Raw genomic sequence first — 24,179 nt, 5'->3', positions numbered from 1 at the left:
CGTCCTCCCGGGGCGGCGACTCAGGTGCGGAACGGGAATGCGTACAGGTGCATGGCGACGTTCTCGCGGCCTTCCGTGTCTCCGGCCTCGTCGCGGGCGCGGCCGAGCTCTTCGTACCGGTCGATCAGTTCGTGCACCTCACGGCCGAGCGCGGCGAGTTCGTCGGCGGTGAGCCGGGCCAGGTACTCGGAGCCGGAGGCGGCGCTGCGCCACTCCAGTGGCCAGCTCTGGGCCGAGTCGATGTAGCTGCGGTACAGCTCGACGTGCTGGTCGAACGAGAGCCGACCGATGGCGGTATGCGTGGCGACCTTCTCGGGCGCGTCACTGAAATCCTCGGCATGGACGTTCAGCCCCTTCGAGGCCGGCTGCCACCAGCGCTCGCGGCCGTCCTTGCCCTGCTGCTCGGCCTCCTCGATCAGGCCGTGGTCGGCGAGCTTGCGCAGGTGGTAACTGACCAGCGAGACCGCCTCGTCGACCTGCTCGGCGAGCTGGGAGGCGGTGGCCTTACGGGAGATGTAGAGCGCCCGGTAGAGCTTCATCCGCAGGGGGTGCCCGAACGCCTTCAGGGTCTCCAGGTCCGAGATCCGGCGGGATTCATTGCTTGCCATGCCCTCACCGTAGACAGAAAAGAAAACTTGCACAATATTTATTGTGCAATAAAATTTGCGGAATCTCGGATACCGCCCTGATGCCGTGAGGGAGCGGCCCGCAAAACGCCGATCGCCGGACGGGCCACAACGGCTCGTCCGGCGATCGATGGAGTACTGCGGTCAGCGGACCGGGTGTCCGGCCTCTCTGAGGGCGCCCTTGACCTCGGAGATCCGCAGATCGCCGAAGTGGAAGACGGACGCGGCGAGCACCGCGTCGGCGCCTGCCGCGATGGCCGGTGCGAAGTGCGTGAGCCGGCCCGCGCCGCCGGAGGCGATGACGGGGACGGTGACATGAGTGCGGACCGCCGCGATCATCTCGGTGTCGTAGCCGTCCTTCGTGCCGTCGGCGTCCATCGAGTTGAGCAGGATCTCGCCCGCGCCCAGCTCGGCGGCCCGGTGCGCCCACTCGACGGCGTCGATGCCGGTGCCCTTGCGGCCGCCGTGCGTGGTGACCTCGAAGGTGCCCGCGGGGGTACGCCGGGCGTCCACGGACAGCACGAGGACCTGTCGGCCGAACCGCTCGGCGATCTCCCGAATGAGGTCCGGGCGGGCGATCGCCGCGGTGTTGACGCCGACCTTGTCGGCGCCGGCCCTCAGCAGTTTGTCGACGTCGTCGGCGGTACGGACACCGCCGCCGACGGTGAGCGGGATGAAAACCTGCTCCGCGGTGCGGCGCACCACGTCGTAGGTCGTCTCCCGGTCGCCGCTGGACGCGGTGATGTCGAGGAAGGTCAGCTCATCGGCGCCCTCGGCGTCGTACAGCTTGGCCATCTCGACGGGGTCACCCGCGTCGCGCAGGTTCTGGAAGTTGACACCCTTGACGACCCGGCCGTTGTCGACGTCCAGGCACGGGATGACTCGTACCGCGAGACTCATTGCGCACCTTCCCGGTAGGCCTCGATCTCGACCTCGACGACCAGGCTGGGATCGACGAAACCGGAGACGATGATCATGGAAGCGGCGGGGCGGACGTCATCGAACAGCTCCTTGTGGGCGCGGCCGACCTCGTCCACGTCCCGGGCGTGCGTGATGTACATCCGGGTACGGACGACGTCCTCGCGGCCCAGCCCCACCTGCTTCAGTGCGTCGAAGGCGACGTTGAAGGAGACGACGGCCTGCTCGTACGGGCCGCCCGCGGAGATCTGTCCGTTGACGACCGACGTGCAGCCGGCGACCAGGACCAGCCCGTTCGGCAGCTGCACCGCGCGGGAGTAGCCGAACTTGTCCTCCCAGGGTGCGCCGGAGGAGATGCGATTGACGGAGTCGGTCATCCGGAGACCACCTGCAGCGCCTCTTCGAGGGTGAACGCCTTCGCGTACAGCGCCTTGCCGACGATTGCGCCCTCGACACCGTCCGGCACGAGCGAGGCGATCGCCCGCAGGTCGTCCAGCGAGGAGACGCCGCCGGAGGCGACGACCGGCTTGTCGGTGGCGGCGCAGACGTTCTTCAGGAGCTCCAGGTTGGGGCCCTGGAGCGTGCCGTCCTTGGCGATGTCGGTGACGACGTAGCGGGCACAGCCCTCGGAGTCGAGGCGGGCGAGGGTCTCGTAGAGGTCGCCGCCGTCGCGGGTCCAGCCGCGGCCGCGGAGCGTCGTACCGCGGACGTCGAGGCCGACGGCGATCTTGTCGCCGTGCTCGGCGATGACCTTGGCGACCCACTCGGGGGTCTCCAGGGCGGCGGTGCCGAGGTTGACCCGGGTGCAGCCGGTGGCGAGGGCGGCGGCGAGCGAGGCGTCGTCACGGATGCCGCCGGACAGCTCGACCTTGATGTCCATGGAGCGGGCGACCTCGGCGATCTGCGCCCGGTTGTCACCGGTGCCGAACGCGGCGTCCAGGTCGACGAGATGCAGCCACTCGGCGCCCGCCTTCTGCCAGGCGAGGGCGGCCTGCAGGGGGTCGCCGTACGAGGTCTCGGAGCCGGACTCGCCGTGCACGAGACGGACGGCCTGGCCGTCGCGGACGTCGACGGCGGGGAGGAGCTCAAGCGTGGTGGACATCAGAGTGTTCCGATCCAGTTGGTCAGCAGCTGGGCGCCGGCATCGCCGGACTTCTCGGGGTGGAACTGGGTGGCCCACAGGGCGCCGTTCTCCACGGCGGCGACGAACGGCTCGCCGTGGGTGGCCCAGGTGACCCGGGGGGCCCTGATCCTGGCGTTCGTGACTTCGAGGCTCCAGTCGTGCACCGCGTACGAGTGCACGAAGTAGAACCGGGCCTCGGGGTCGAGACCGGCGAAGAGCTCGGAGTCCTCGGGGGACCGCACGGTGTTCCAGCCCATGTGCGGGACGACCGGGGCCTTCAGCGGGGCGACGGTGCCGGGCCACTCGTCGAGGCCCTCCGTCTCCACGCCGTGCTCGATGCCGCGCTCGAAGAGGATCTGCATGCCGACGCAGATGCCCATCACGGGCCGGCCGCCGGAGAGCCTGCGGCCGATGACCCAGTCGCCGCGGGCCTTCTTCAGCCCCTCCATGCAGGCGGAGAACGCGCCGACGCCGGGCACCAGTAGCCCGTCGGCGTTCATCGCCCGGTCGAAGTCGCGGGTGATCTCGACGTCCGCGCCGACGTGGGCGAGGGCGCGCTCGGCGGAACGGACGTTGCCGAAGCCGTAGTCGAAGACGACGACCTTCTTCTTCTCACTCACGGGTCGCTCCCTCAGTCCCAGAGTCCCTGGATCCGCATGACACCTGCGACCAGGCACATCACGGATGCGATCCCGAGCAGCACGATGACGCCCTTGGGCATCTTCTGCTTCGAGAAGGAGTAGACGCCACCGGCCAGGAAGAGGCCGAGGACGATCAGAACGGTGTTGAGGCCTGTCACAGCGCGCCCTTCGTGGAAGGAAGAATTCCGGCAGCGCGCGGGTCGTGCTCACAGGCGTACCGCAGGGCGCGGGCGAGCGCCTTGAACTGGCACTCCACGATGTGGTGGGCGTTGCGGCCGTACGGGACGTGGACGTGCAGGGCGATCTGTGCCTGGGCGACGAAGGACTCCAGGATGTGCCGGGTCATCGTGGTGTCGTACGAGCCGATCATCGGCGCGATGTTCTCCGGCTCGGTGTGCACCAGGTAGGGGCGGCCGGAGAGGTCGACGGTGACCTGGGCGAGCGACTCGTCCAGCGGGACGGTGCAGTTGCCGAAGCGGTAGATGCCGACCTTGTCGCCGAGCGCCTGCTTGAAGGCGGCGCCGAGGGCCAGGGCGGTGTCCTCGATCGTGTGGTGCGTGTCGATGTGCAGGTCGCCCTCGGTCTTGACCGTGAGGTCGAAGAGGCCGTGGCGGCCGAGCTGGTCGAGCATGTGGTCGTAGAAGCCGACCCCGGTCGACACGTCGACCTTTCCGGTGCCGTCGAGGTTGACCTCGACGAGCACCGACGTTTCCTTGGTGGTGCGTTCCACGCGGCCTACGCGGGGGCTCATCCGTCGTGCTCCTTCTTGAGTTCGCGTACCGCATCGAGGAACGCGTCGTTCTCTGCCGGGGTTCCTGCGGAGACCCGCAGCCATCCCGGTACGCCGTTGTCCCGGACCAGGACGCCCCGGTCGAGGATCTGCTGCCAGGCGGTGTGGCTGTCGGCGAAGCGGCCGAACTGGACGAAGTTGGCGTCCGAGTCCGTCACGTCGAAGCCGAGGGCGCGCAGTTCGGTGACGATCCGGTCGCGCTCGCTCTTGAGCTGCGCGACGTATCCGAGGAGCGTCTCGGTGTGCTCCAGGGCGGCGAGTGCCGTGGCCTGGGTGACGGAGGACAGGTGGTAGGGCAGCCGCACCAGCTGGACGGCGTCCACGACGGCCGGGTCGGCGGCGAGATAGCCGAGGCGCAGTCCGGCGGCGCCGAACGCCTTCGACATGGTGCGCGAGAGCACCATGTTCGGCCGGCCCTCGATCAGCGGGAGGAGCGAGGGGTGGTGGCTGAATTCGCCGTACGCCTCGTCGACGACGACCATCGAGGGCCTGGCGGCCTGGGCGGCGTCGTACAGCGCGACGACGGTGGCGGCGTCGACCGCGGTGCCCGTGGGGTTGTTGGGCGAGGTGATGAAGACGACGTCCGGGCGCTGCTCAGCGATGGCCTCGCAGGCCGCGTCGACATCGATCGTGAAGTCGTCCTTGCGCGGTCCGGAGATCCAGCCTGTGCCGGTGCCGCGCGCGATGAGAGCGTGCATCGAGTACGAGGGCTCGAAGCCGATCGCGGTGCGTCCGGGGCCGCCGAAGGTCTGCAGCAACTGCTGCAGCACCTCGTTGGAGCCGTTGGCCGCCCAGACGTTGGCGAGACCGACCGCGTGCCCGGCGGTGCGGGTGAGGTAGCGGGCCAGTTCGGTACGGAGCTCGACGGCGTCCCGGTCGGGGTAGCGGTTGAGGTCGCGAGCGGCCTCGCGGACACGCTCGGCGATACGGTCGACGAGCGCCTCGGGGAGCGGGTACGGGTTCTCGTTGGTGTTCAGCCGCACGGCCACGTCGAGCTGGGGCGCGCCGTACGGGGACTGACCACGGAGCTCGTCCCGGATCGGCAGGTCGTCGATACGGGTGGTGTTGCTGTTCGTCACTGCTGCGGAACCTTCCAGCCACTGTGCTCGTCCAGTTCACCTTCGGCGAAACGGGCCTTGAGAGCGGCGCCGTGGGCGGGGAGGTCCTCCGCCTCGGCGAGGGTCACGACATGGTGGGTGACCTCGGCGAGCGCATCGCGCGTGTAGTCGACGATGTGGATACCGCGCAGGAAGGACTGCACGGACAGGCCCGAGGAGTGGCAGGCGCAGCCACCGGTGGGCAGAACGTGGTTGGAGCCGGCGCAGTAGTCGCCGAGCGAGACCGGGGCCCACGGGCCGACGAAGATCGCTCCGGCGTTGCGGACCCGGTCCGCGACTGCGGCGGCGTCGGCGGTCTGGATCTCCAGGTGCTCGGCGGCGTACGCGTCGACGACCTTGAGGCCGTCCTCCAGATCGTTGACCAGGACGATCGCGGACTGACGGCCGGCCAGCGCCGGCTCGATCCGGTCGGTGATGTGCTTGGTGGCGGCGATCTGCGGCTTGAGCTCGGCCTCGGTGGCGGCGGCCAGTTCCTCGGAGTCGGTGACGAGGACGGCGGCGGCCATCGGGTCGTGCTCGGCCTGGCTGATCAGATCGGCGGCGACGTGCACCGGGTCGGCGGTGGAGTCGGCGAGGATCGCGATCTCGGTGGGCCCGGCCTCGGCGTCGATGCCGATGCGGCCCTTGAGGAGGCGCTTGGCGGCGGCGACGTAGATGTTGCCGGGACCGGTGACGAGGTTCACCGGGAGGCATTCGGCCGTTCCGTACGCAAACATCGCGACGGCCTGGGCGCCACCGGCGGCGTACACCTCGTCGACGCCGAGGAGGGCGCAGGCGGCGAGGATGGTGGGGTGCGGCAGACCGCCGAACGCCTTCTGCGGCGGGGAGGCGACGGCGATGCCCTCGACACCCGCCTCCTGCGCCGGGACGACGTTCATGACCACGGACGACGGGTAGACGGAGCGCCCGCCCGGCACATACAGACCGACGCGCTCGACGGGCACCCACTTCTCGGTCACGGTGCCGCCGGGGACGACCTGCGTGGTGTGGGTCGTGCGGCGCTGCTCGTGATGGACGAGACGGGCGCGGCGGATCGACTCCTCCAGGGCGGCCCGTACGGCGGGGTCGAGCCGGTCCAGCGCCTCGGAGAGGGCCGCGGCCGGGACCCGGATCGAGTCGAGCCGTACGCCGTCGAATTTCTCCCCCCACTCGATCACTGCCGCTGAGCCACGATGGCGTACGTCCTCGCAGATGGGGCGCACCGTCTCCAGTGCGGCTTCCACGTCGAACTCGGCTCGGGGCAGCAGGTCGCGCAGGTCGCCGCCCTCGGGGAGGGCATCGCCGCGCAGATCGATTCGAGAAATCACACCCCAATTCTCTCAGACCGCCTCCGGCGGCAGTTCGCCCGTATCACTGGCTGATACATGACCCGGCCGTCACGGCCGACTACTCCCGGCCACTACTGACCGTCGGCGTTCACGCCGTCACCCAGAGGGAACACAGAGGGAATAACAGCTGCAAGCGGAAGGGGCCCCGGTGACCGAACCGCAGGGCAGCGAGATCCCGGGCAGCCTCAGCACGGCGGAACTGGGCATGTGGCAGGCGTTCCGGAACGGCAGCACCTACGATCTGCGCGCCCGCGACCCGATGCGGGACGACCCGTTCGCGCCGACGGTCTGGGGAGCCGAGCGCAGTGTGGACGCCCGTGTCGTCGCCCGGCTGCTGCTGAGCGGGCCGCCCGCCCGGCCCGGACGGGTCGCCGCGCTGAAGCTCCGGGGGGTACGGATCACCGGGACGCTCGATCTCGCGGGCGGGCGTGTCGCTCCGTACGTGGAACTGACGGGCTGCCGCTTCGAGGAGGAGGTGGTCCTGCCGGAGTGTCACGTCACGACGTTGCGGATGGTCGGCTGCGCGGTGCCGCGGCTGGAGGCGGCACGGCTGCGCACCGAGGGCGATCTGCATCTGCCGCGCTGCCGGATCGAGCGCGGGATCCGGCTCACCGACGCCCATATCGGCACCGATCTGCTGCTGAACCAGATCGAGCTCGGGGCCGACCGGCAGGGCCGCGCGCTCGCCGGGGACGGTCTGACGGTCGCGCAGGACCTGCAGGCGGAGATGGTCGAGACGCGTGGCGAGCTGAGTCTGCGCGGCGCGAAGGTCGGCGGTTCGCTGAGTCTGCGCGGCAGCCGGCTGCGGGCGGGGCCTGGCCGGCGCGCACTGAACGCCCCGCAGCTGACGGTGGAGCGGACCTTGTACATGACCGAGGCATGGGTCAGCGTCGACACGGGGAACCTGGGCACCACTCCCCCGTACGGCATCGTCATGGCCCACGCCCCGGCACACGGCACCCGGGCGCAGGTCTTCGAGTGCCGCGGCGGGGTGCGGCTGGACGACGGGCGGTTCGGTGACGCGGTCGACCTGCACAAGGCCAGGTTCGTGCTGGCGCCCCGCGAGGAGCTGTCGCTGCGCCGGATCGTCGCCCCGGAGCTGCGGTTCAACGCGGAGCGCCCGGAGGAGGGCCGGGTCGTGCTCAACGGCGCGAAGGTCGTCACGCTGATCGACGTGTCGACCAGCTGGCCTGGGCCCGGCGGTCTCGCGATGGGCGGTTTCGTCTACGAGAACCTCGTCCCGTACGGGCACTTCCCGCTCTCCCGCCGCCTGGAGTGGCTGGCGGCGGCGACCCCCGAGTACGTACCCGAGCCGTACGAACGGCTGGCGACGGTGCTGCGCAGCTGCGGGGAGGACGCGGACGCCCGCGAGGTGCTGCTCGCCAAACAGCGGCGCCGGCGCGAGACACTGCCGCCCGCCGCGAAGCTGTGGGGGATCCTGCAGGACTGGACGGTGGCGTACGGCTACCGGCCCGGGCGGGCGGCGGTGTGGATGGCGGTGCTGTGGGCGGCCGGGGCGGTGGCCTTCTCGCAGTACGAACCGGCGGCGATCAAGCAGGACGAGCACCCGGAGTGGAACGCGGCGCTGTACGCGCTGGATCTGCTGGTGCCCGTCATCAACCTCGGACAGGACGGGTACTGGCGGATGGAGGGCGGCTGGCAGTGGGCCGCGGCCGCGCTGGTGCTGCTGGGGTGGATATTGGCCACGACGGTGGCGGCGGGCGCGTCCCGGCTGCTGCGCCGCGGCTGACCGGGCCCGGCCGGGACGGGCCGCCCGCTGCCCGCAGGCAAAGGCCCGGCGGACACGACGACGACCGGTCTCCCTCGACCGACCAGCACGGGTACCGACCACCGAAGCAAAATAATCAAGCCAGATTCCGCCGCATCCTTTACTCTTTATTGACCCTCATCGGGGCAACCCATGCACTCGGCACCAAAGCTTCACAGCGCCCCTCTGGCGCCGCCTCGACCAGCGCTTTTCAATGGTCTGCACCATGTCATTCCCTCGCGCCCTGCTCCGTACCGCGCGCATGATCCGGCACGCGCCGCAGCTGTCCACCGGACTGCCCGCAGACGATGCGGTGCTGCTCGACGCCCCCGACGAGCGGCTCTCCCCCGCGCTCGTCGCCGCCGCCCTCGGGGAGTACGAGCCGGCCGCCAAGCTCCTCGCCACCACCCGGGACGCCGCCGAGTGGGAGAACCGCGACCGTTACCTCGGCCGACTCGTCACCTTCGCCCGCCACCGCGACAGCTGGCTGGCCGACTGGCTCGCCGCCGCCCCGCACGACCCGGACGCACTGCTCGTCAAGGCCGAGCTGGCGGTCCGGCGGGCCTGGGAGTCGCCGGCCCGCGCCGAGCAGCTGCGCGACGTGGCACCACTGATCACCGCGGCGGCCGAGAGCGATCCGCGCGACCCGGTGCCCTGGCGGCTCGCACTCGACCACGCCCGCGGCACGCATGCCCCGCACGCCGCCTTCGAGGCGCTGTGGGAGCAGGCCGTCCGGCGCTCCTCGCACCACTACGGCTGCCATGTCGCGGCGCTGCAGTACCTCTCCGCCGCCTGGTACGGCTCGCACCGCGAGTGCTTCGACTTCGCCGAACAGGCCGCGGAGGACTCTCTGCCCAGCTCACTGGTGCAGGCGCTGCCGGTACGGGCCGCGTTCGCGCTCCTGATCGCCGCCCCCGAGACACGGACCACTTCGGTGCTGGAGGAGCGGATCGACAGGGCCGCGGATCTGGCGATCGCGCTGTCCGCCTCGTATGAGCCGGGCGATCCATGGCCGGCCGAGGTCCGCAACCTGCTGGCGTACGTGCTGGTCGTCCGGGGTCGCTGGGACGAGGCGCTGGAACAGTTCCGGCTGATCGGGCCCCATGCGACGTCGTTCCCGTGGTCGCTGGTCTCCGACGATCCGCTCGGCCAGTTCCTGGACGCGCGGGACGGGGTACGCCTCCAGGTGGCATCCGGGATGCCTTTGCGGTACCGGGCCGACCACAGCGGGTCGCGCGGCCATTACGCTTGACCGTTGTGACCACCGCTCGTCTGCCCCTCTTCCCGCTGAACGCGGTGCTGTTCCCCGGCCTCGTGCTGCCGCTCAACGTCTTCGAGGAGCGCTATCGCGCCCTGATGCGCGAGCTGCTGAAGACCGATGAGGACGAACCGCGCCGCTTCGTGGTCGTCGCGATCCGCGACGGCCGCGAGATAGCTCCCACCGCCGCCGGAATGCCGGACGCCACCACGGTGCCCTCCGCCACCGAGCGCGGTCCCGCGGACGGCTTCGGCCCCGACCCGATCCAGACGTTCCACCGGGTCGGCTGTGTCGCGGACGCGGCGAAGATCCGGGAACGCGCGGACGGCAGCTTCGAGGTCCTGGCGACCGGCACCACCCGGGTCAAGCTGCTCTCGGTCGACGCGGGCGGCCCCTACCTGACGGCCGAGGTCGAAGAGCTCGAAGAGGACACCGGCGACGAGGCGGGCGCGCTTGCCGAGGGCGTACTGCGGGCGTTCCGCAGCTACCAGAAGCGACTGGCCGGAGCGAGCGAGCGTTCCCTGACGACGGGCGCGGAACTGCCGGACGAACCGTCGGTCGTCTCGTACCTGGTGGCCGCCGCCGCGGTCCTCGACATCCCGTCGAAGCAGCGACTGCTGCAGGCACCGGACACGGCGACGCGCCTGCGCGAGGAACTGACGCTCCTGCGCTCCGAGACGGCCGTCATCCGGCACCTGCCGTCCCTGCCCGCAGTCGACCTGACCAGGGCGCCGACCCACCCCAACTGATGCGAGGACCCTGCCCCGTGGCAAAGAAGCCGAAGAAGCACCAGCAGCCCGGCTCCGGCGGCACTCCGGCGACGGTCGCCCTGACCGCGGCGGGCACCCCTTTCACGACCCACGCGTACGAGCACGACCCGGCCTCCCCCTCGTACGGTGAGGAGGCGGCGGAAGCGCTGGGCGTCTCCCCCGACCGGGTCTTCAAGACCCTGGTGGCCGACGTGGACGGCACCCTGACCGTGGCGGTCGTCCCAGTGGCCGGCTCCCTGGACCTGAAGGCCCTGGCAGCGGCGGTCGGCGGCAAGCGGGCGGCGATGGCGGACCCGGCGGCGGCGGAACGCACGACGGGTTATGTCCGGGGCGGCATCTCCCCCCTGGGCCAGCGGAAGCGGCTGCCGACGGTACTGGACGAGTCGGCGCAGTCCCACGAGACGATCTGCGTATCGGCGGGCCGCCGCGGCCTGGAGGTGGAACTGGCCCCGAAGGAGCTGGCTTCGCTGACGGGGGCAGTGTTCGCGGCCATCGGCCGGGCGTAGCGCAAGCGGCCCCGGGGGCACTCACCCAGGGGGCATTCGCAGCCCCGGGTCGCTTCCAGCCCAGGTCACTTCCAGCCGCGGGGTCACATCGAGCTCCAGGGCACACCCAGCCCGGGTCACGTCCAGCCCCGGTGGGCCCTCAGCCCCCGGGGGCACCCCCAGCCCTCCCGGGGGCACTTCCAGCCCGTCCGGCGATTGAGGACCGGGGTCCGGGGCAGAGCCCCGGCTGCGGGAAGGGGCGGGGTGGGGTGAGGACCCGCGCAGCGGCCCTACCCCCGTAGTCCCACCCGCCCCGCCCCGCTACGACTCCGTCGGAGGCGACGGAGAGGACGAAGGCGAAGGCGAGGACGGAGACGAAGGCGAAGGTGACGGCCCCGCCGAGCCCGCACCCCCCTGCCCGCCCCCCGGCACACCCCAGACTCCCCAGTCCGGCTCCGGATCCCGCGGCCCGAACGCCGCGGTCAGCGCCAGATGAACGACCATCGCCGCCAGCGACCAGGCCAGCAACGCACCCTTCGCATGGAGGTCGAGCGGTGCGTCGAACACCACGCCCTTGCCGACCTCACGCGCATGGGCGACCACATCACGTTCCGGTCCGAGCCAGACGCCCACCCCCCAGGCCACCAGCGACCCGAGCAGCCCGCCCAGGGCGAGCCCCACGACCAGCGCGATCCCGCCACGTCGGTGGAACCAGAAGGTCAGCGCCGCGGACACCGCCCCGAATGCGAGCGCGAGCAGCACGAACGTCCCGTCGCTCCCGATCGCCTCCTCGCCCTCGCTGTCCTTGAGGAAGACCGCCTGGCCGTCGGAGATCAGCGGGACCCGAGGCGACAGCCACAGCCACAGCAGTCCGAGCCCGACGCCGGCCACCGTCAGCAGGACGGCGACGACGGCCGCCCGCCGCAGATCCGCCCGCGGATCGCGCTCCTCCTGAGACTCCAGGAAGGTCCCCGGACCGGAGCCACCGCCCCTCGGCGGCGTCTGCCAGGGGCCATTGGACGAGGGCTGGTGGGGCGGTGTCAGAGGTGCGGTCACTTTGCCATCGTGCCAGGCGCTCCTGTGCCGCGCCTCACCGGACCGCTGCCCTGCGGTACGCCCAGGTCGCCACGGCCAGGGAGAGGACACCGACGACGGCGCAGACGGCAAGATCGAGAACGACGACCGCCCAGTCGGGATGGGCGTCGAACGACCGGGACAGGGCCTCGACGCCGTACGTCGAGGGCAGCAGATCGCGCGCCCAGCCGATCGGCGCGGGCATCCGGCCGGCCGGCAGCACCCCCAGCAGCAGCGCCGCCGACATGCCGAGCTGTCCGAGCAGTGTGGCGAGCTCCTGCCGGGGCGCGAGCAGTCCGAGCGCGGCGCCCAGCCCGGACAGCGCGGCCCCGGCGAGCGGAATGACGGCGACGAGCACCCACAGGTGGGTCATCGGCAGCTGGAAGAGCACGCTCCCGGTGACCGCGGTGACGATCGTGCCGGGCACAGTGAAGGAGGCGTACGCCCCCGCCGCACCGAGCACCACCGCGGCGGGCGGCACCGGCAGGGTGGCGTAGTGGTCGAGCCCGCCGCCGGCCCGTAGCTGCCCGAAGTACTGGGCGAGCAGATTGAGCGCGACGAAGGCGACGACGAGGACGCTGGATCCGGCGACGACGGCCCGTGCCTCGGATCCGCCGTCGACGACGCCGCGCATCAGGATCATGATCCCGACGGACTGGAAGGTCGCCACGAAGAGCAGCGGGATGCGGGCGACTCTGGCCCGGGACAGCTGGGCGCGGTACACGGCCGCGAGCGAGGGAAACAGCCGGGCCCGGGGCGCGAGCGGCGCGGCAACGCCACCGGTGCGGTCCTCGGTCCCTCCCTCGGCGGCAGAACCGCTTCCGGCCGTCGTCCGAGCACCGGCCGCCTCCGCAGGAACAATGCTCGTCACCTGGTGCCGCTCCCGTTCGGTCCCTGCCCGGCCGTACATCCGTACCCGATCGCCACGGTCATGCCTTCACCAGCCCCTGCGTGGCGTCCCCGCCGAGCGCCAGGTAGACGTCCTCCAGGCTCGGCGTCGCCAGAGTGAAGTCGTCGAGTGCGGCGAACGCGGCCCCGCCGGTCACCGCGGCGACCGCCGCCCGCGCCTCGTCCGGCCCGAGCCGCAGCACCCAGCGGCGCCCCGACTCCTGAGCGGACTGCCGCAGCACGGCCACCTCGGGAACGTCCAGGGGCGCGCGGTCGCGCCACACCAGCTCGACCCGGACCTCGCCCGCCACTCGCTCCTTGAGGCCGGTGGGCGTGTCGCAGGCGATGACCTTGCCGCGTTCGAGGACGGCGACCCGGTCGAGGACGGTCTCGGCCTCGATGACGTTGTGGGTGACCAGCAGCACCGTCGTACCGTGCTCGGCGCGGCGCCGGTCGACGGCGGCCCAGACGGCGCGCCGGGCGACGGGGTCCATCCCGGTCGTCGGCTCGTCCAGGATGAGGACCGGCCGCTCCCCGACCAGGGTGGCGGCGAAGCAGGCAAGCCGCCGCTGCCCGCCGGAAAGCTTCTTCAGGGGGCGCGCCGCGATGTCGGTGAGGCCGAGTTCTTCGAGTACGGCGTCGCGCGCGGCGCGTGCCTCCCGTACCGCGAGTCCGCGCAGCCGCCCGGTGGTCTCGGCGGCGAGCGAAACGGTCAGCTCGTCGAGGGCCGTGGACTCCTGCCCGAGGTAGCCGATGAGCCGGGAGGCCCGCTCGGGGTGGCGCACGAGGTCGTGCCCGAGCATCTCGACGCTGCCGGAGTCGGGCCGCATCAGCCCGGTGAGCTGGCGTACGAGGGTGGACTTGCCCGCACCGTTGGGCCCGAGAAGTCCGAAGATCTCACCGCGTCGGACGTCGAGGCTGATCCCGTCGGTCGCGCGCACCTCGGGGGTGGCGGGCGCGCCGCGGCGGCCGCGGGCGGCGGGATAGGTCTTGACCAGATCACGCACCGCGCACACGGTCCCGGTCGCCGTCTGCGCCTGTGCTGTGCCCGTACTCACGAGGTACGAGAGTACGGGGTCGGACGCCCCTTATTGCGCCCGGGCTGCCGGACTACTCCACCACGGGGGCGTGTTCGGCAGCCGCGCGTACGTCGATCTCGCGCCAGAAACCCGCCCGGATCGCGTATCGGTCGTGTTCGTCGATCTGGTCGTCCTTGTGGGCGAGCAGGCCGAACCGCGCCGCGTACCGCAGCAGCTCGCCGTCGATGCGGTGCGGGATCCGCGGGTACATGGTGGACAGCTTCTGCAGATGGACGGTCTCCGGCAGCCGTTCCATCCAGCGCCGGGCGAAGACCTGACCCACCTCGAACGGGTCACCGCCGACCGTGGTGATGTCCTCCTCACGGTCCGCCCAGCGCTGCTCGGCGGAGGTGAGCTGGGCGAGGGTGGGCAGCGAGGCGGTCTCGGCGGGTTCGCCGAGCGGTCCGCCGCGCTCCATCCAGCCCTTGTCGGAGGACCAGCGCAGGGTCGCGGTCGCCGGGGGCTGCGCCGCGGGCTGTGCGGCGGCGATCGGGGTGCCGGGGCCGCGCAGGGTGCCCGCCAGGTCCTTGGGGGTGGGGACACCCTTGCCGCCGGGAGCGGCCGGGGAGTGCGCGGTTTCCTCGCCGGTGGGCGCCGCCGCGCCGTTGCGTGCGGCGGCCGCCTGGGCCTCCGAGGCGCGTTCGGCGGAGGCGGCGAGGGCAGCCTCGGGCAGTGGCGCGGAGAGGATCGCGGCGATCTCGGGGCGGGTTGCGGGGGGCGGGGCGCAGCTGCCGCCGTTGTCCTTGGCCCGCACGGCCTGGGTGATCCAGGCCCGGTCGAGCACCCGGCGTTCGTCGGCCTCGGCGACCAGGTCCTCGGACTGGTTGTAGTCGCCGTCGGCGGCCTGCACGGCCCAGAGATGGACGGCCACACCGTGTTCCTTGGCGGACATCAGTCCGGGCAGCAGATCGCCGTCGCCGGTCACCAGGACGACGTCGGAGCAGGCGCGGTTCCTGGCCAGTTCGGTGAGCTCGGCGTGCATGGCGGCGTCGACGCCCTTCTGCGCCCAGCGTCCGTCACTGCGGGTGAGCGCCCCGAGCCTCACGGTCACCCTGGGCATGACGCGCAGCCTGCGGTGTTCGGGCTGCGGTACGCGGTCGGGGGCGCCGTCGAACCAGTAGATCCGTAGCAGCGGCTGCTCCGTATCGGCTTCGGCTCGCTCGCGCAGGCCCTGAATCAGCGCCGCGTGGTCGACGGTGATGCGGGAACGGGCGGGCTCTCCCGCCAGCAGACTCGCGGCGGCGCCCAGCAAGTAGCCGGCGTCCACCAGGACGACGCAACGGTCCACGCGTTCCACCCTCTTCCGGAATTCGGGAATGGGTTCTGCTCAGGGTTTCCTCGAAGTCTGCCCGACGGCGTGAGGGTTAACGGCCGGAACTCGATCATCGGCGTGGCGGATGCGGAAAACGGCGCATGATACCCCCTCACTACGCACGGTAATGATCCAACATGCGCTGTAAATGCCGGTATGTGAATCTGACAGCGGTCCTGGCCCCGAGATTCCGCACAGGAGGAACACCATGGCCAAGAACAAGAACCGCAAGCAGGGCAGCCAGCAGAACCGCGCGTCCATACCGGAGCGCGGCGCGGAGGAGACGAAGTCGACAGCTTACGAGTCGCAGTCCCAGTCGCAAGCCCAGGGCAGCCCTGCTGATGTTGCCCGTAAGCAGCAGCGGCGCTTCGGCCACAACTGACCGGTCGTCTCCGGTCCGGCCACAGGCCGGTAGCCGAGAGAGGCGCTCCCGCATCGCGGGGCGCCTCTCTCGTGCGTTGCGGGAGCCGCTCAGCCGGCCAGGCAGGACGGGCCGAGCAGCACCTTCAGGTCGCCGAAGAGCGCCGGGTCGGGCTGGACCCGGTGCCGGTCGAGCCGGAGGACGGTGGTCTTGCGGGGGCCCTGGAGCTTGATCCGTACCTCGGTGTTGCCGCGGTGGTTGCTGAGCACCTCGCCGAGGCGGGCGACCATCGGCGGGGTGATCTTGACCGTCGGGATGGTGAGCACCACCGGCGCGTTGGTCCCGGCCGACGAGAGGTCGGGGACCTGCATCTCCATGGCGACCAGCCGCGGAATGTCCTCGCGCTTGTCGAGCCGTCCCTTGACGAAGACGACGGTGTCCTCGACGAGCTGGGTGGAGACCAGCTGGTACGTGGCCGGGAAGAACATGCACTCGATGGAACCGGCCAGGTCCTCGACGGTGGCGATGGCCCAGGCGTTGCCCTGCTTGGTCATCTTCCGCTGGAGTCCGGAGATGATGCCGCCGATGGTGACGATCGCCCCGTCGGCGTGTTCGCCACCGGTGAGCTGGGAGATCGCCGCGTCGGACTTGTCGGTCAGCACGTGTTCGATACCGAAGAGCGGGTGGTCGGAGACGTACAGCCCGAGCATTTCGCGCTCCTGGGCCAGCAGGTACGACTTCTCCCACTCGACGTCGGAGAACTCGACGTCGAGTCCGAAGCCCGGCTCGTCGCTGTCCTCCTCGCCGCCGCCGAAGAGGTCGAACTGCCCCTCGGCCTCCTTGCGCTTGACCTGCACCACGTTGTCGATCATCGGCTCGTGGTGGGCGACGAGGCCCTTGCGGGTGTGGCCCATCTCGTCGAAGGCGCCGGCCTTGATCAGTGACTCGACGGTCCGCTTGTTGCAGACCACCGCCTCGACCTTGTCGAGGAAGTCGGGGAAGCTGCTGTACTTCCCCTTCGCCTTGCGGCACCGGATGATCGAGTCGACGACGTTCTGTCCGACGTTACGGATGGCCGTCAGCCCGAAGAGGATGACGTCGTCGCCCTGGGCGGCGAAGTTCGACTCGGACTCGTTGACGTTCGGCGGGAGCACCTTGATGCCCATGCGGCGGCACTCGTTGAGGTAGACCGCGGACTTGTCCTTGTCGTCCTTGACCGAGGTCAGCAGCGCCGCCATGTACTCGGCGGGGTAGTTCGCCTTGAGGTACGCGGTCCAGTACGTGACCAGTCCGTACGCGGAGGAGTGCGCCTTGTTGAACGCGTACCCGGCGAACGGGACCAGTACGTCCCACAGCGCCTGGATCGCCGCGTCGGAGAAGCCGTTCTTCTTGGCGCCCGCCTGGAACAGCACGAAGTTCTTCGCCAGCTCGTCGGGCTTCTTCTTGCCCATCACGCGGCGCAGGATGTCGGCCTCGCCGAGCGAGTACCCGGCGATGATCTGGGCGGCCTTCTGCACCTGCTCCTGGTAGACGATCAGGCCGTAGGTCAGGCCGAGCGTCTCCTTGAGCGGCTCCTCCAGCTCCGGGTGGATCGGGGTGATCTCCTGGCGGCCGTTCTTGCGCTCGGCGTAGTTCGTGTGCGAGTTCATGCCCATCGGGCCCGGCCGGTACAGGGCCGAGACGGCGGAAATGTCCTCGAAGTTGTCGGGCTGCATCTGGCGCAGCAGCGAACGCATCGGACCGCCGTCGAACTGGAAGACGCCGAGCGTGTCACCGCGGCAGAGCAGTTCGTACGTCTTGGGGTCGTCCAGCGGAAGGGCGAGCATCTCCAGGTCGATGCCCTTGTTGGCCTTCACCATCTTGATGGCGTCGTCCATGATCGTGAGGTTGCGCAGGCCGAGGAAGTCCATCTTCAGCAGGCCGAGCGACTCGCACTGCGGGTAGTCCCACTGCGTGATGGTGACGCCGTCGGTGTGCCGCACCCAGACCGGGGCGTGGTCGACGATGGGCTCACTGGACATGATCACGCCGGCGGCGTGCACACCCATCTGCCGGACCAGCCCCTCGACACCCTTGGCGGTGTCGATGACCTTCTTGACGTCCGGCTCGTTCTCGTACATCCCCCGGATCTCGCCCGCCTCGCTGTACCGCGGGTGCTTGGGGTCGGTGATGCCGGAGAGGTCGATGCCCTTGCCGAGGACGTCGGCGGGCATGGCCTTGGTGAGCCGGTCGCCCATCGCGTACGGGTAGCCGAGGACGCGGGCGGAGTCCTTGATCGCGTTCTTGGCCTTGATCTTGCCGTACGTACCGATCATGGCGACCTTGTCGGCGCCGTACTTCTCCGTCACGTACCTGATCACTTCGACGCGCCGACGCTCGTCGAAGTCGATGTCGACATCGGGCATGGAGACACGCTCGGGGTTGAGGAACCGCTCGAAGATCAGTCCGTGCTCGATCGGGTCGAGGTCGGTGATGCCCATCGCGTACGCGACGATCGAACCGGCCGCGGAGCCACGCCCGGGGCCCACCGCGATGCCGTTGTTCTTGGCCCACATGATGAAGTCCGCGACGACGAGGAAGTACCCCGGGAACCCCATCTGGATGATGACGTCCATCTCGTACTCGGCCTGCTTCTGCCGGTCCTCGGGGACGCCGCCCGGGAAGCGCCGGTTCATGCCGACCCGGACCTCCTCCTGGAACCAGGTGACCTCGGTGAAGCCGTCCGGGATGTCGAACTTCGGCATCAGGTCGCGCTTCTCGAACATCCCGCTGGTGTCGATCTGCTCGGCGACCAGCAGGGTGTTGGCGCACCCCTGCTGCCAGGCGTCGGAGGAGTCGACGGCGTACATCTCGTCCGTCGTCTTGAGGTAGTAGCCCGTGCCGTCGAACCGGAAACGGTCGGGGTCGGAGAGGTTCTTGCCGGTCTGGATGCAGAGCAGCGCGTCGTGCGCGGTGGCCTCGCTGGCGTACGTGTAGTGCGAGTCGTTCGTCACGAGCGGCGGGATGTTGAGCTTCTTGCCGATTTCGAGGAGTCCGTCACGGACCCGGCGCTCGATCTCGATGCCGTGGTCCATCAGCTCCAGGAAGTACTTGCCCTCGCCGAAGATGTCCTTGTAGTCGGAGGCCGCCTGGACCGCCTCGTCGAACTGGCCGAGCCGCAGCCGCGTCTGCACCTCGCCGGACGGACAGCCGGTGGACGCGATCAGCCCCTCGGACCACTGGGCGATGGTCTCCTTGTCCATGCGCGGCCACTTCTGCAGCCAGCCCTCGGCGTACGCGTCCGAGGAGAGCCGGAAGAGGTTGTGCAGACCGGTCTTGTTCGCCGCCCAGATCGTCTTGTGGGTGTAGCCACCCGAACCCGAGACGTCGTCGCGCTTCTGGTGCGGCTGGCCCCACTGGATCTTCCGCTTGTGCTTGCGCGACTCCGGGGCGACGTAGGCCTCGATGCCGATGATCGGCGTCACCTCGGCCTTCTTCGCCTGGTGGAAGAAGTCGTACGCCCCGTGCAGGTTGCCGTGGTCCGTCATCGCGATGTGCGACATGCCCATTTCATTGCAGGCAGCGAACATGTCCTTGAGCCGCGCGGCACCGTCCAGCAGCGAGTACTGGGTGTGGACGTGGAGGTGCGTAAAAGGCGGCTTGGTCACGGCGTCGGGCCTCCGGGGAAACAAGCAATGACGGACTGGGGGGACAGCGTGGAAGTCTACGTCTCCGGTCCGACAACCGAGGGGCACTCCCGGGTACCGTCGCGCGTTGAGGGGACGGAGACGCCCGTCCCGTTTGTCATGCACGCCAGGTACCAGGAGGCACCCAGAAATGTCGGAAGCGCAGACCGGCGCAGCGCAGCGCGGGGAGCAGATTCTCGAGGTTTTCGACACCGCCTTCGGCCAGCTCCTGGCCGCCGATCCGGCTGCCTTCCGGGTCAAGTTCCGCAAGATGGCAGGCTCGGCGTTCGCCTTCTACCGCGGCACGGCGTGCCTGTTCTACAACGACCTGGAGCGGGAGCGGCACGGCGGCCCGTACCTGGACGACCGGACCGGCCGGGTGTGGATCCACGGCGATCTGCACGCGGAGAACTTCGGCACGTACATGGATGCGAACGGCCGGCTGATCTTCAATGTGAACGACTTCGACGAGGCGTACATCGGCCCGTTCACCTGGGACCTCAAGCGGTTCGCCGCCTCCGTCGCGCTGATCGGGTACGCGAAGGCGCTGGGCGACGACCAGATCAGTGAGCTCGTCCGGGTCTACGCGGCGGCCTACCGCGAGCGGATCCACGCGCTCGCAACAGGCGCGAAGAACGACGAGGTGCCCCCGTTCACGCTGGACACCGCTGAGGGCCCGCTGCTGACCGCGCTGCACGAAGCCCGGTCGCTGACCCGGTTCTCGCTGCTCGACTCGATGACGGAGATCCGGGACTTCGAGCGCCGGTTCGCGGACGGCGGCGGCGCGATCGATCTGGACGCGGCGACGCGCTACAAGGTGCTGGCGGCGTTCGACGGCTATCTGGAGACGCTGCCCGAGTCGAGCCTGACCCGCCCCGACTCGTACCGGGTGAAGGACGTCGTCGGCCGTCGCGGCATCGGCATCGGCTCGGCCGGGCTGCCCTCGTACAACATCCTTCTGGAGGGCAACAGCGACGCCCTGGAGAACGATGTGGTGATCTATCTCAAGCAGGCGCAGATCCCGGCGGTCTCCCGGCACATCACCGACGCGGCCGTGCGCGACTACTTCCAGCACGAGGGGCACCGCACGGTCATCTCCCAGCGCGCCCTGCAGGCGCACGCCGACCCGTGGCTGGGGTGGACCGAGCTGGACGGTGCGGGTCAGCTGGTCGCCGAGGTCTCGCCGTACGCGGTGGACCTGGACTGGTCCGACATCGACGAGCCCGACGAGATCGCGGCGGTCGTCGCCGACCTCGGCCGGGCGACGGCGACGATGCACTCCGCCGCGGACGACGAGAGCGGCCACTCGCTGGTGCCGTTCTCCACGGAGCGGGCGATCGACGCGGCGATCGCGGCGGACGAGGAGGGCTTCGCCGGACTGCTGGTGGACTTCGCGCACAGCTACGGGGCGCGGGCACGGGCCGACCACCAGATCTTCGTGGACCTCTTCCGCAACGGCCGCATCCCGGGGCTGTAGGTCTCCTCGTGATGCCACACCCCCTTTAGGCGGCGCTGACAGGTTCACATGGCACACTCTCGGACGATGGACATATCCGGGACGCAGCTCAGAGTCGTACGCGCGGCGCTATTCACAGCGCTCGTCGTGACGCTCTCCGCTGCGTCCCATGTGCTGCTCTCCCAGGTCCCACTGCCGCTGACCGTGGTCGGCGGGCTGGCCGGTCTGGTCTTCGCCGCGGCGTACGCGCTGGCCGGCCGGGAGCGCGGTTTCGGCGCGATCGCCGGGCTGCTGGTGCCGCTGGAGCTGGCCGCGGACACGGTCTTCACCACCGGCCAGCACCTCTGTTACGGAGCGGCGGGCGGCCCGATCGCGGGTCCGCTGCGTTCGGTCGGCGTCGATGTCCTGTGCGGCGGCGGCGAGGTCGATGCCGGTGGGGCGCAGCTCGGCACGGTCGGCGCGGTCGGCACCCCGCTCGCCTCGGTGACCGGTGCCGGACATGGCGCCGCCGCCCTGCTGGCCTCTCCCGGTCCCGCTGTGCCGTGGCTGCTGCTGGCCGCCCATGTGTCGGTCGGCCTGCTGGCCGCGGCATGGCTGCGACGCGGCGAGTCCGCGCTCGCCGGTCTGCTGCGAGCAGTCGCCGCCACGGCGTTCCGGCCGCTGCTGATCGCGGTCGCCGTGGCGGGCACGGTCCGCCGCTCCGTACGGCGTGCCGCCGGGCCCGCCCCGTACCGCCCGCACCTGCTCGCGCACGCCCGCCTCCTCGTGCACTCCGTGGGACGGAGGGGACCGCCTCGCTCGGCCTGCGCCACCGCCTGAGCCCGGACATCCCCGACAACCCCACACCACGGAGAAACAACCATGAGCAAGCGCAACAGCCAGGCCAACAAGGCAGCCGCCCGCGAGCGGCTGCGCGCGGAGCGCGAGCGCCAGGCCAAGAAGGACAAGGTCCGCAAGCAGGTGATCGTCGGCGTCTCGGTGGTCGCCGTGCTGGCGATCGCCGGCGGCGTCAGCTACGGCGTGATGCAGCTGAACAAGCCCGGTCACTGGGAGGCGGCGGCCGACGCGAAGAACGTCACCGCGCCGAAGAACACGTCGGGCACCGACGGCACGACCGTCGTGATCGGCAAGTCGACCGCCAAGAAGACCCTCGAACTGTACGAGGACTCGCGCTGCCCGATCTGCGCCCAGTTCGAGCAGGCGGTCGGCGAGACGGTCCACAAGGACGTCGACGCCGGCAAGTACAAGGTCAAGTACATCGGCGCCACGTTCATCGACAACAGCGACAACGGCGAGGGCTCCAAGAACGCGCTCAGCGCGCTGGGCGCGGCGCTCGACGTCAGCCCGCAGGCGTTCCTCGACTACAAGTACGCGCTCTACTCCGCGAAGTACCACCCGGAGGAGTCCGACGACAAGTTCGCCAAGGACTCGTACCTGATCAAGGTCGCGAACACGGTGGACGAGCTGAAGGACAACAAGGCGTTCCAGAAGGACGTCAACGACGGCACGTACGACAACTGGGCGATGAAGATGTCCGCGACGTTCGACAAGAGCGGCGTGAAGGGCACCCCGACGCTGAAGATGGACGGCAAGACGCTCACCAGCGAGGGCAGCGAGAACGCTCCGATGAGCGTGGCCGACTTCAACACCGCGATCACCAAGGCGCTGAAGGGCTGACGACCGGCAACGGTTTCCCTATGGGCGGGCGAACTTCCTTTGTTCGCCCGCCCGTTCGCCTTAGAGCCTGTCGGGTGACCTCTGATCGGCCGGCCGCACCCGAACGGCTCCCGCTCCCGGCACGGCCGTACCCGGGGTGCGCTTCGATGTGGTGTCCTGCGCCAACTGGGAGTCCGGCTACTTCTCCCCGTACCGCCATCTCGCCGCCCGAGCCGATCTCGACGCGGTCCTCCATCTCGGCGACTGCATCTACGAGTACGCGTCGGGGAGCTACCCGGACACGAAGTTCGTCGTACGGCAGCACGAGCCCACCCACGAGATCCTCACCCTTGCCGACCACCGGACCCGGCACGGGACATGGACTCGCACGGCTACGGCGTCCTGGATGTGACCGCCGAGCGCTCGCAGATGGACTACTACGTGGTCTCCGACAAGACGAAGCGGGACGCGAGCTCCGCCTGAACGCGCTCGTACCGGACACTCGGCGGCACGCAGAAGGTCGAGCGGGTGGACCGCCCGGTGCGCTGAAACGTCTGGTTTCGGCCACGGCAGGCCATGTTGACGGCGTATTACATCGCTACGGCGGGTGGCGTGTTCCCTGGATCCAATGGGGACACACCACCCGCCGGGGTAACGCACTACGTTACGTCCAGGTCTCAAACTCTGGAACGGACAGAATTATTTCTTCCCGTTTCCCCGGTTTGTTCCACAGTTGATTGGGCTTGATCGGCGCTCCTCAAGATGTGACATGCGCACGTAATCTCCCGGCGGCAGGTGAGGAAATCCCTCCCCCACGCTTCAGCGAGGAGTACTCGTGCGCACTCTTGCCCGTATATCGCCGCGTATACGTCACCGTGCGATCGGCATCGCCGTCCTGGCCGGAACCCTGGCCCTGGCACCGCTCTCCGCTCCCTCCGGCGCGGCCGCCGCCAAGGTGTCCACCGCCTCCGCCTCGGCGGAGAAGTGCGCGAGCACCGACGCCACCGCGCGCGAGGCCCGTCCTTCGGGCACCCAGCACGCCTCCGACCCCAACGAACTCACCGCGACCCAGGCCAAGGCCATGGACACGCAGCTCAAGGCGAGACTCGCGGACCGCCGGGTCAGCGGCGCCACGCTCGCCGCCGGAGCGACCATCCCGGTCTACTTCCACGTCATCCACTCCGGCACCACCGGCAAGCTCACCTCCGGCGACATCAGCAGCCAGATGAGCGTGCTGAACGCGGCATACGGCGGCCAGGGCACCGGCAACACCAACTCCGGCTTCCAGTTCTCGCTGGCCGGCACCGACTACACGGACAACGCCACCTGGTACAACCTCTCCTCGGGCTCCTCTGCCGAGAAGGACATGAAGACGGCCCTGCGCAAGGGTGGCAAGAACGCGCTCAACGTCTACACCGCCAACCTCGGCGGCGGGCTGCTCGGCTGGGCGACCTTCCCCAGCTCGTACAACTCCAGCCCGAGCATGGACGGCGTGGTCATCCTCGACACCTCGCTGCCGGGCGGCTCGGCCACCAACTACAACGAGGGGGACACCGCCACCCACGAGGTCGGCCACTGGATGGGGCTCTACCACACGTTCCAGGGCGGCTGTAACGGCAACGGCGACTACGTGTCCGACACGCCCGCCGAGAAGAGCGCCGCGTTCGCGTGCCCGACCGGACGCGACACCTGCACCAACAAGACCGGGGTCGACCCGATCCACAACTTCATGGACTACACCTACGACTCGTGCATGTACCAGTTCACCGCGGGCCAGGTGCAGCGGATGAGCGACAGCTGGACCGCCTACCGCGCCTGATCCCGGCGTCACGACGAGGGGCCCCGCACGCCGTCACGGTGTGC

Annotated in this window: 23 protein-coding genes and 1 pseudogene; 10 read left to right on the top strand and 14 right to left on the bottom strand. The window is 70.0% G+C overall.

The window, feature by feature from the left end; translation table 11 throughout:
* Window positions 1–20: 20 nt before the first annotated feature.
* The 9 genes from OG972_RS30040 to hisD all read right to left on the bottom strand — a co-directional run bounded on the left by OG972_RS30040 (window position 21) and on the right by hisD (window position 6,523).
* A complete protein-coding gene (locus OG972_RS30040; protein WP_266986729.1) occupies window positions 21–608 on the bottom strand; it encodes a transcriptional regulator in 588 nt (195 codons plus the stop codon).
* A gap of 162 nt (window positions 609–770) precedes the next feature.
* On the bottom strand, window positions 771–1,526 hold the full coding sequence (hisF, locus tag OG972_RS30035) for an imidazole glycerol phosphate synthase subunit HisF (protein ID WP_266986727.1): 756 nt from the start codon (window positions 1,524–1,526) through the stop codon (window positions 771–773).
* On the bottom strand, window positions 1,523–1,921 hold the full coding sequence (locus OG972_RS30030; RefSeq protein WP_266986725.1) for a RidA family protein: 399 nt from the start codon (window positions 1,919–1,921) through the stop codon (window positions 1,523–1,525). Before OG972_RS30030 ends, hisF begins: the two co-directional genes overlap by 4 nt.
* The gene (gene priA, locus OG972_RS30025; RefSeq protein ID WP_266986723.1) at window positions 1,918–2,646 is read right to left on the bottom strand and encodes a bifunctional 1-(5-phosphoribosyl)-5-((5-phosphoribosylamino)methylideneamino)imidazole-4-carboxamide isomerase/phosphoribosylanthranilate isomerase PriA; all 729 of its coding nucleotides are present in this window, start codon (window positions 2,644–2,646) and stop codon (window positions 1,918–1,920) included. The genes OG972_RS30030 and priA overlap by 4 nt, the downstream gene beginning before the upstream one ends.
* Window positions 2,646–3,287, bottom strand: coding sequence for an imidazole glycerol phosphate synthase subunit HisH (gene hisH / locus OG972_RS30020; RefSeq protein ID WP_266986721.1), 642 nt, complete (start codon window positions 3,285–3,287; stop codon window positions 2,646–2,648). Before hisH ends, priA begins: the two co-directional genes overlap by 1 nt.
* 11 nt (window positions 3,288–3,298) lie before the next feature.
* Window positions 3,299–3,466 (bottom strand): hypothetical protein, encoded by a 168-nt coding sequence (locus OG972_RS30015; protein ID WP_266986719.1) that lies wholly within the window; start codon window positions 3,464–3,466, stop codon window positions 3,299–3,301.
* Window positions 3,463–4,059, bottom strand: a complete 597-nt coding sequence (gene hisB / locus OG972_RS30010; protein ID WP_030919430.1) for an imidazoleglycerol-phosphate dehydratase HisB — start codon at window positions 4,057–4,059, stop codon at window positions 3,463–3,465. Before hisB ends, OG972_RS30015 begins: the two co-directional genes overlap by 4 nt.
* Window positions 4,056–5,177: a histidinol-phosphate transaminase gene (locus OG972_RS30005; protein WP_266986716.1), complete on the bottom strand. Its 1,122-nt coding sequence runs from the start codon at window positions 5,175–5,177 to the stop codon at window positions 4,056–4,058. The genes hisB and OG972_RS30005 overlap by 4 nt, the downstream gene beginning before the upstream one ends.
* On the bottom strand, window positions 5,174–6,523 hold the full coding sequence (gene hisD, locus OG972_RS30000) for a histidinol dehydrogenase (protein ID WP_266986714.1): 1,350 nt from the start codon (window positions 6,521–6,523) through the stop codon (window positions 5,174–5,176). The genes OG972_RS30005 and hisD overlap by 4 nt, the downstream gene beginning before the upstream one ends.
* 169 nt (window positions 6,524–6,692) lie before the next feature.
* On the opposite strand from hisD, the gene OG972_RS29995 reads away from it, so the two are divergent.
* The 4 genes from OG972_RS29995 (at window position 6,693) to ybaK (ending at window position 10,846) form a co-directional block, all read left to right on the top strand.
* Window positions 6,693–8,294 (top strand): oxidoreductase, encoded by a 1,602-nt coding sequence (locus OG972_RS29995; RefSeq protein ID WP_266986712.1) that lies wholly within the window; start codon window positions 6,693–6,695, stop codon window positions 8,292–8,294.
* Window positions 8,295–8,526: 232 nt separating this feature from the next.
* Entirely contained in the window at window positions 8,527–9,564 is a 1,038-nt protein-coding gene (locus OG972_RS29990; protein ID WP_266986710.1) for a hypothetical protein, read from the top strand.
* A gap of 5 nt (window positions 9,565–9,569) precedes the next feature.
* Window positions 9,570–10,319 carry an LON peptidase substrate-binding domain-containing protein gene (locus OG972_RS29985; protein ID WP_266986708.1) on the top strand — a complete coding sequence of 250 codons (750 nt, stop codon included), beginning with the start codon at window positions 9,570–9,572 and terminating at the stop codon, window positions 10,317–10,319.
* A 17-nt stretch (window positions 10,320–10,336) separates the two neighbouring features.
* The gene (ybaK, locus tag OG972_RS29980; protein WP_266986706.1) at window positions 10,337–10,846 is read left to right on the top strand and encodes a Cys-tRNA(Pro) deacylase; all 510 of its coding nucleotides are present in this window, start codon (window positions 10,337–10,339) and stop codon (window positions 10,844–10,846) included.
* Between the two features lie 300 nt (window positions 10,847–11,146).
* Here the strand turns inward: ybaK and OG972_RS29975 are convergent, their stop codons facing one another.
* The 4 genes from OG972_RS29975 to OG972_RS29960 form a co-directional block, all read right to left on the bottom strand.
* Window positions 11,147–11,881, bottom strand: coding sequence for an ABC transporter permease (locus OG972_RS29975; RefSeq protein WP_266986704.1), 735 nt, complete (start codon window positions 11,879–11,881; stop codon window positions 11,147–11,149).
* A gap of 34 nt (window positions 11,882–11,915) precedes the next feature.
* Window positions 11,916–12,809, bottom strand: coding sequence for an ABC transporter permease (locus OG972_RS29970; protein WP_266986702.1), 894 nt, complete (start codon window positions 12,807–12,809; stop codon window positions 11,916–11,918).
* 19 nt (window positions 12,810–12,828) lie between these two features.
* Entirely contained in the window at window positions 12,829–13,803 is a 975-nt protein-coding gene (locus OG972_RS29965; protein WP_266990788.1) for an ABC transporter ATP-binding protein, read from the bottom strand.
* 94 nt (window positions 13,804–13,897) lie between these two features.
* Window positions 13,898–15,163 (bottom strand): NYN domain-containing protein, encoded by a 1,266-nt coding sequence (locus OG972_RS29960; RefSeq protein ID WP_266986701.1) that lies wholly within the window; start codon window positions 15,161–15,163, stop codon window positions 13,898–13,900.
* A gap of 223 nt (window positions 15,164–15,386) precedes the next feature.
* On the opposite strand from OG972_RS29960, the gene OG972_RS29955 reads away from it, so the two are divergent.
* The gene (locus OG972_RS29955) at window positions 15,387–15,560 is read left to right on the top strand and encodes a hypothetical protein (RefSeq protein ID WP_266986699.1); all 174 of its coding nucleotides are present in this window, start codon (window positions 15,387–15,389) and stop codon (window positions 15,558–15,560) included.
* Window positions 15,561–15,649: 89 nt separating this feature from the next.
* Here OG972_RS29955 and dnaE read toward each other — a convergent pair whose 3' ends face one another.
* Complete coding sequence (gene dnaE / locus OG972_RS29950; RefSeq protein WP_266986697.1) at window positions 15,650–19,186, bottom strand: DNA polymerase III subunit alpha; 3,537 nt, start codon at window positions 19,184–19,186, stop codon at window positions 15,650–15,652.
* 169 nt (window positions 19,187–19,355) lie between these two features.
* Here dnaE and OG972_RS29945 point away from each other — a divergent pair, with 169 nt between their 5' ends.
* The 5 genes and pseudogenes from OG972_RS29945 to OG972_RS29925 all read left to right on the top strand — a co-directional run bounded on the left by OG972_RS29945 (window position 19,356) and on the right by OG972_RS29925 (window position 24,135).
* Window positions 19,356–20,681 carry a DUF2252 domain-containing protein gene (locus OG972_RS29945; protein ID WP_266986695.1) on the top strand — a complete coding sequence of 442 codons (1,326 nt, stop codon included), beginning with the start codon at window positions 19,356–19,358 and terminating at the stop codon, window positions 20,679–20,681.
* Window positions 20,682–20,747: 66 nt separating this feature from the next.
* The gene (locus OG972_RS29940) at window positions 20,748–21,479 is read left to right on the top strand and encodes a hypothetical protein (protein ID WP_266986693.1); all 732 of its coding nucleotides are present in this window, start codon (window positions 20,748–20,750) and stop codon (window positions 21,477–21,479) included.
* A 42-nt stretch (window positions 21,480–21,521) separates the two neighbouring features.
* On the top strand, window positions 21,522–22,337 hold the full coding sequence (locus OG972_RS29935) for a DsbA family protein (RefSeq protein WP_266986691.1): 816 nt from the start codon (window positions 21,522–21,524) through the stop codon (window positions 22,335–22,337).
* 91 nt (window positions 22,338–22,428) lie between these two features.
* Window positions 22,429–22,698: pseudogene (locus OG972_RS29930) on the top strand (alkaline phosphatase D family protein); the annotation flags it as partial.
* A 453-nt stretch (window positions 22,699–23,151) separates the two neighbouring features.
* A complete protein-coding gene (locus tag OG972_RS29925; RefSeq protein ID WP_266986689.1) occupies window positions 23,152–24,135 on the top strand; it encodes a zinc metalloprotease in 984 nt (327 codons plus the stop codon).
* The last annotated feature ends 44 nt before the right edge of the window (window positions 24,136–24,179 follow it).

Origin of the sequence: Streptomyces sp. NBC_01669 (assembly GCF_026339735.1) — a bacterium.
Classification (GTDB): domain Bacteria; phylum Actinomycetota; class Actinomycetes; order Streptomycetales; family Streptomycetaceae; genus Streptomyces; species Streptomyces yanii.
The sequence above is the reverse complement of the archived record's forward strand: the minus strand, read 5'-3'. Positions and strand labels throughout refer to the sequence as shown.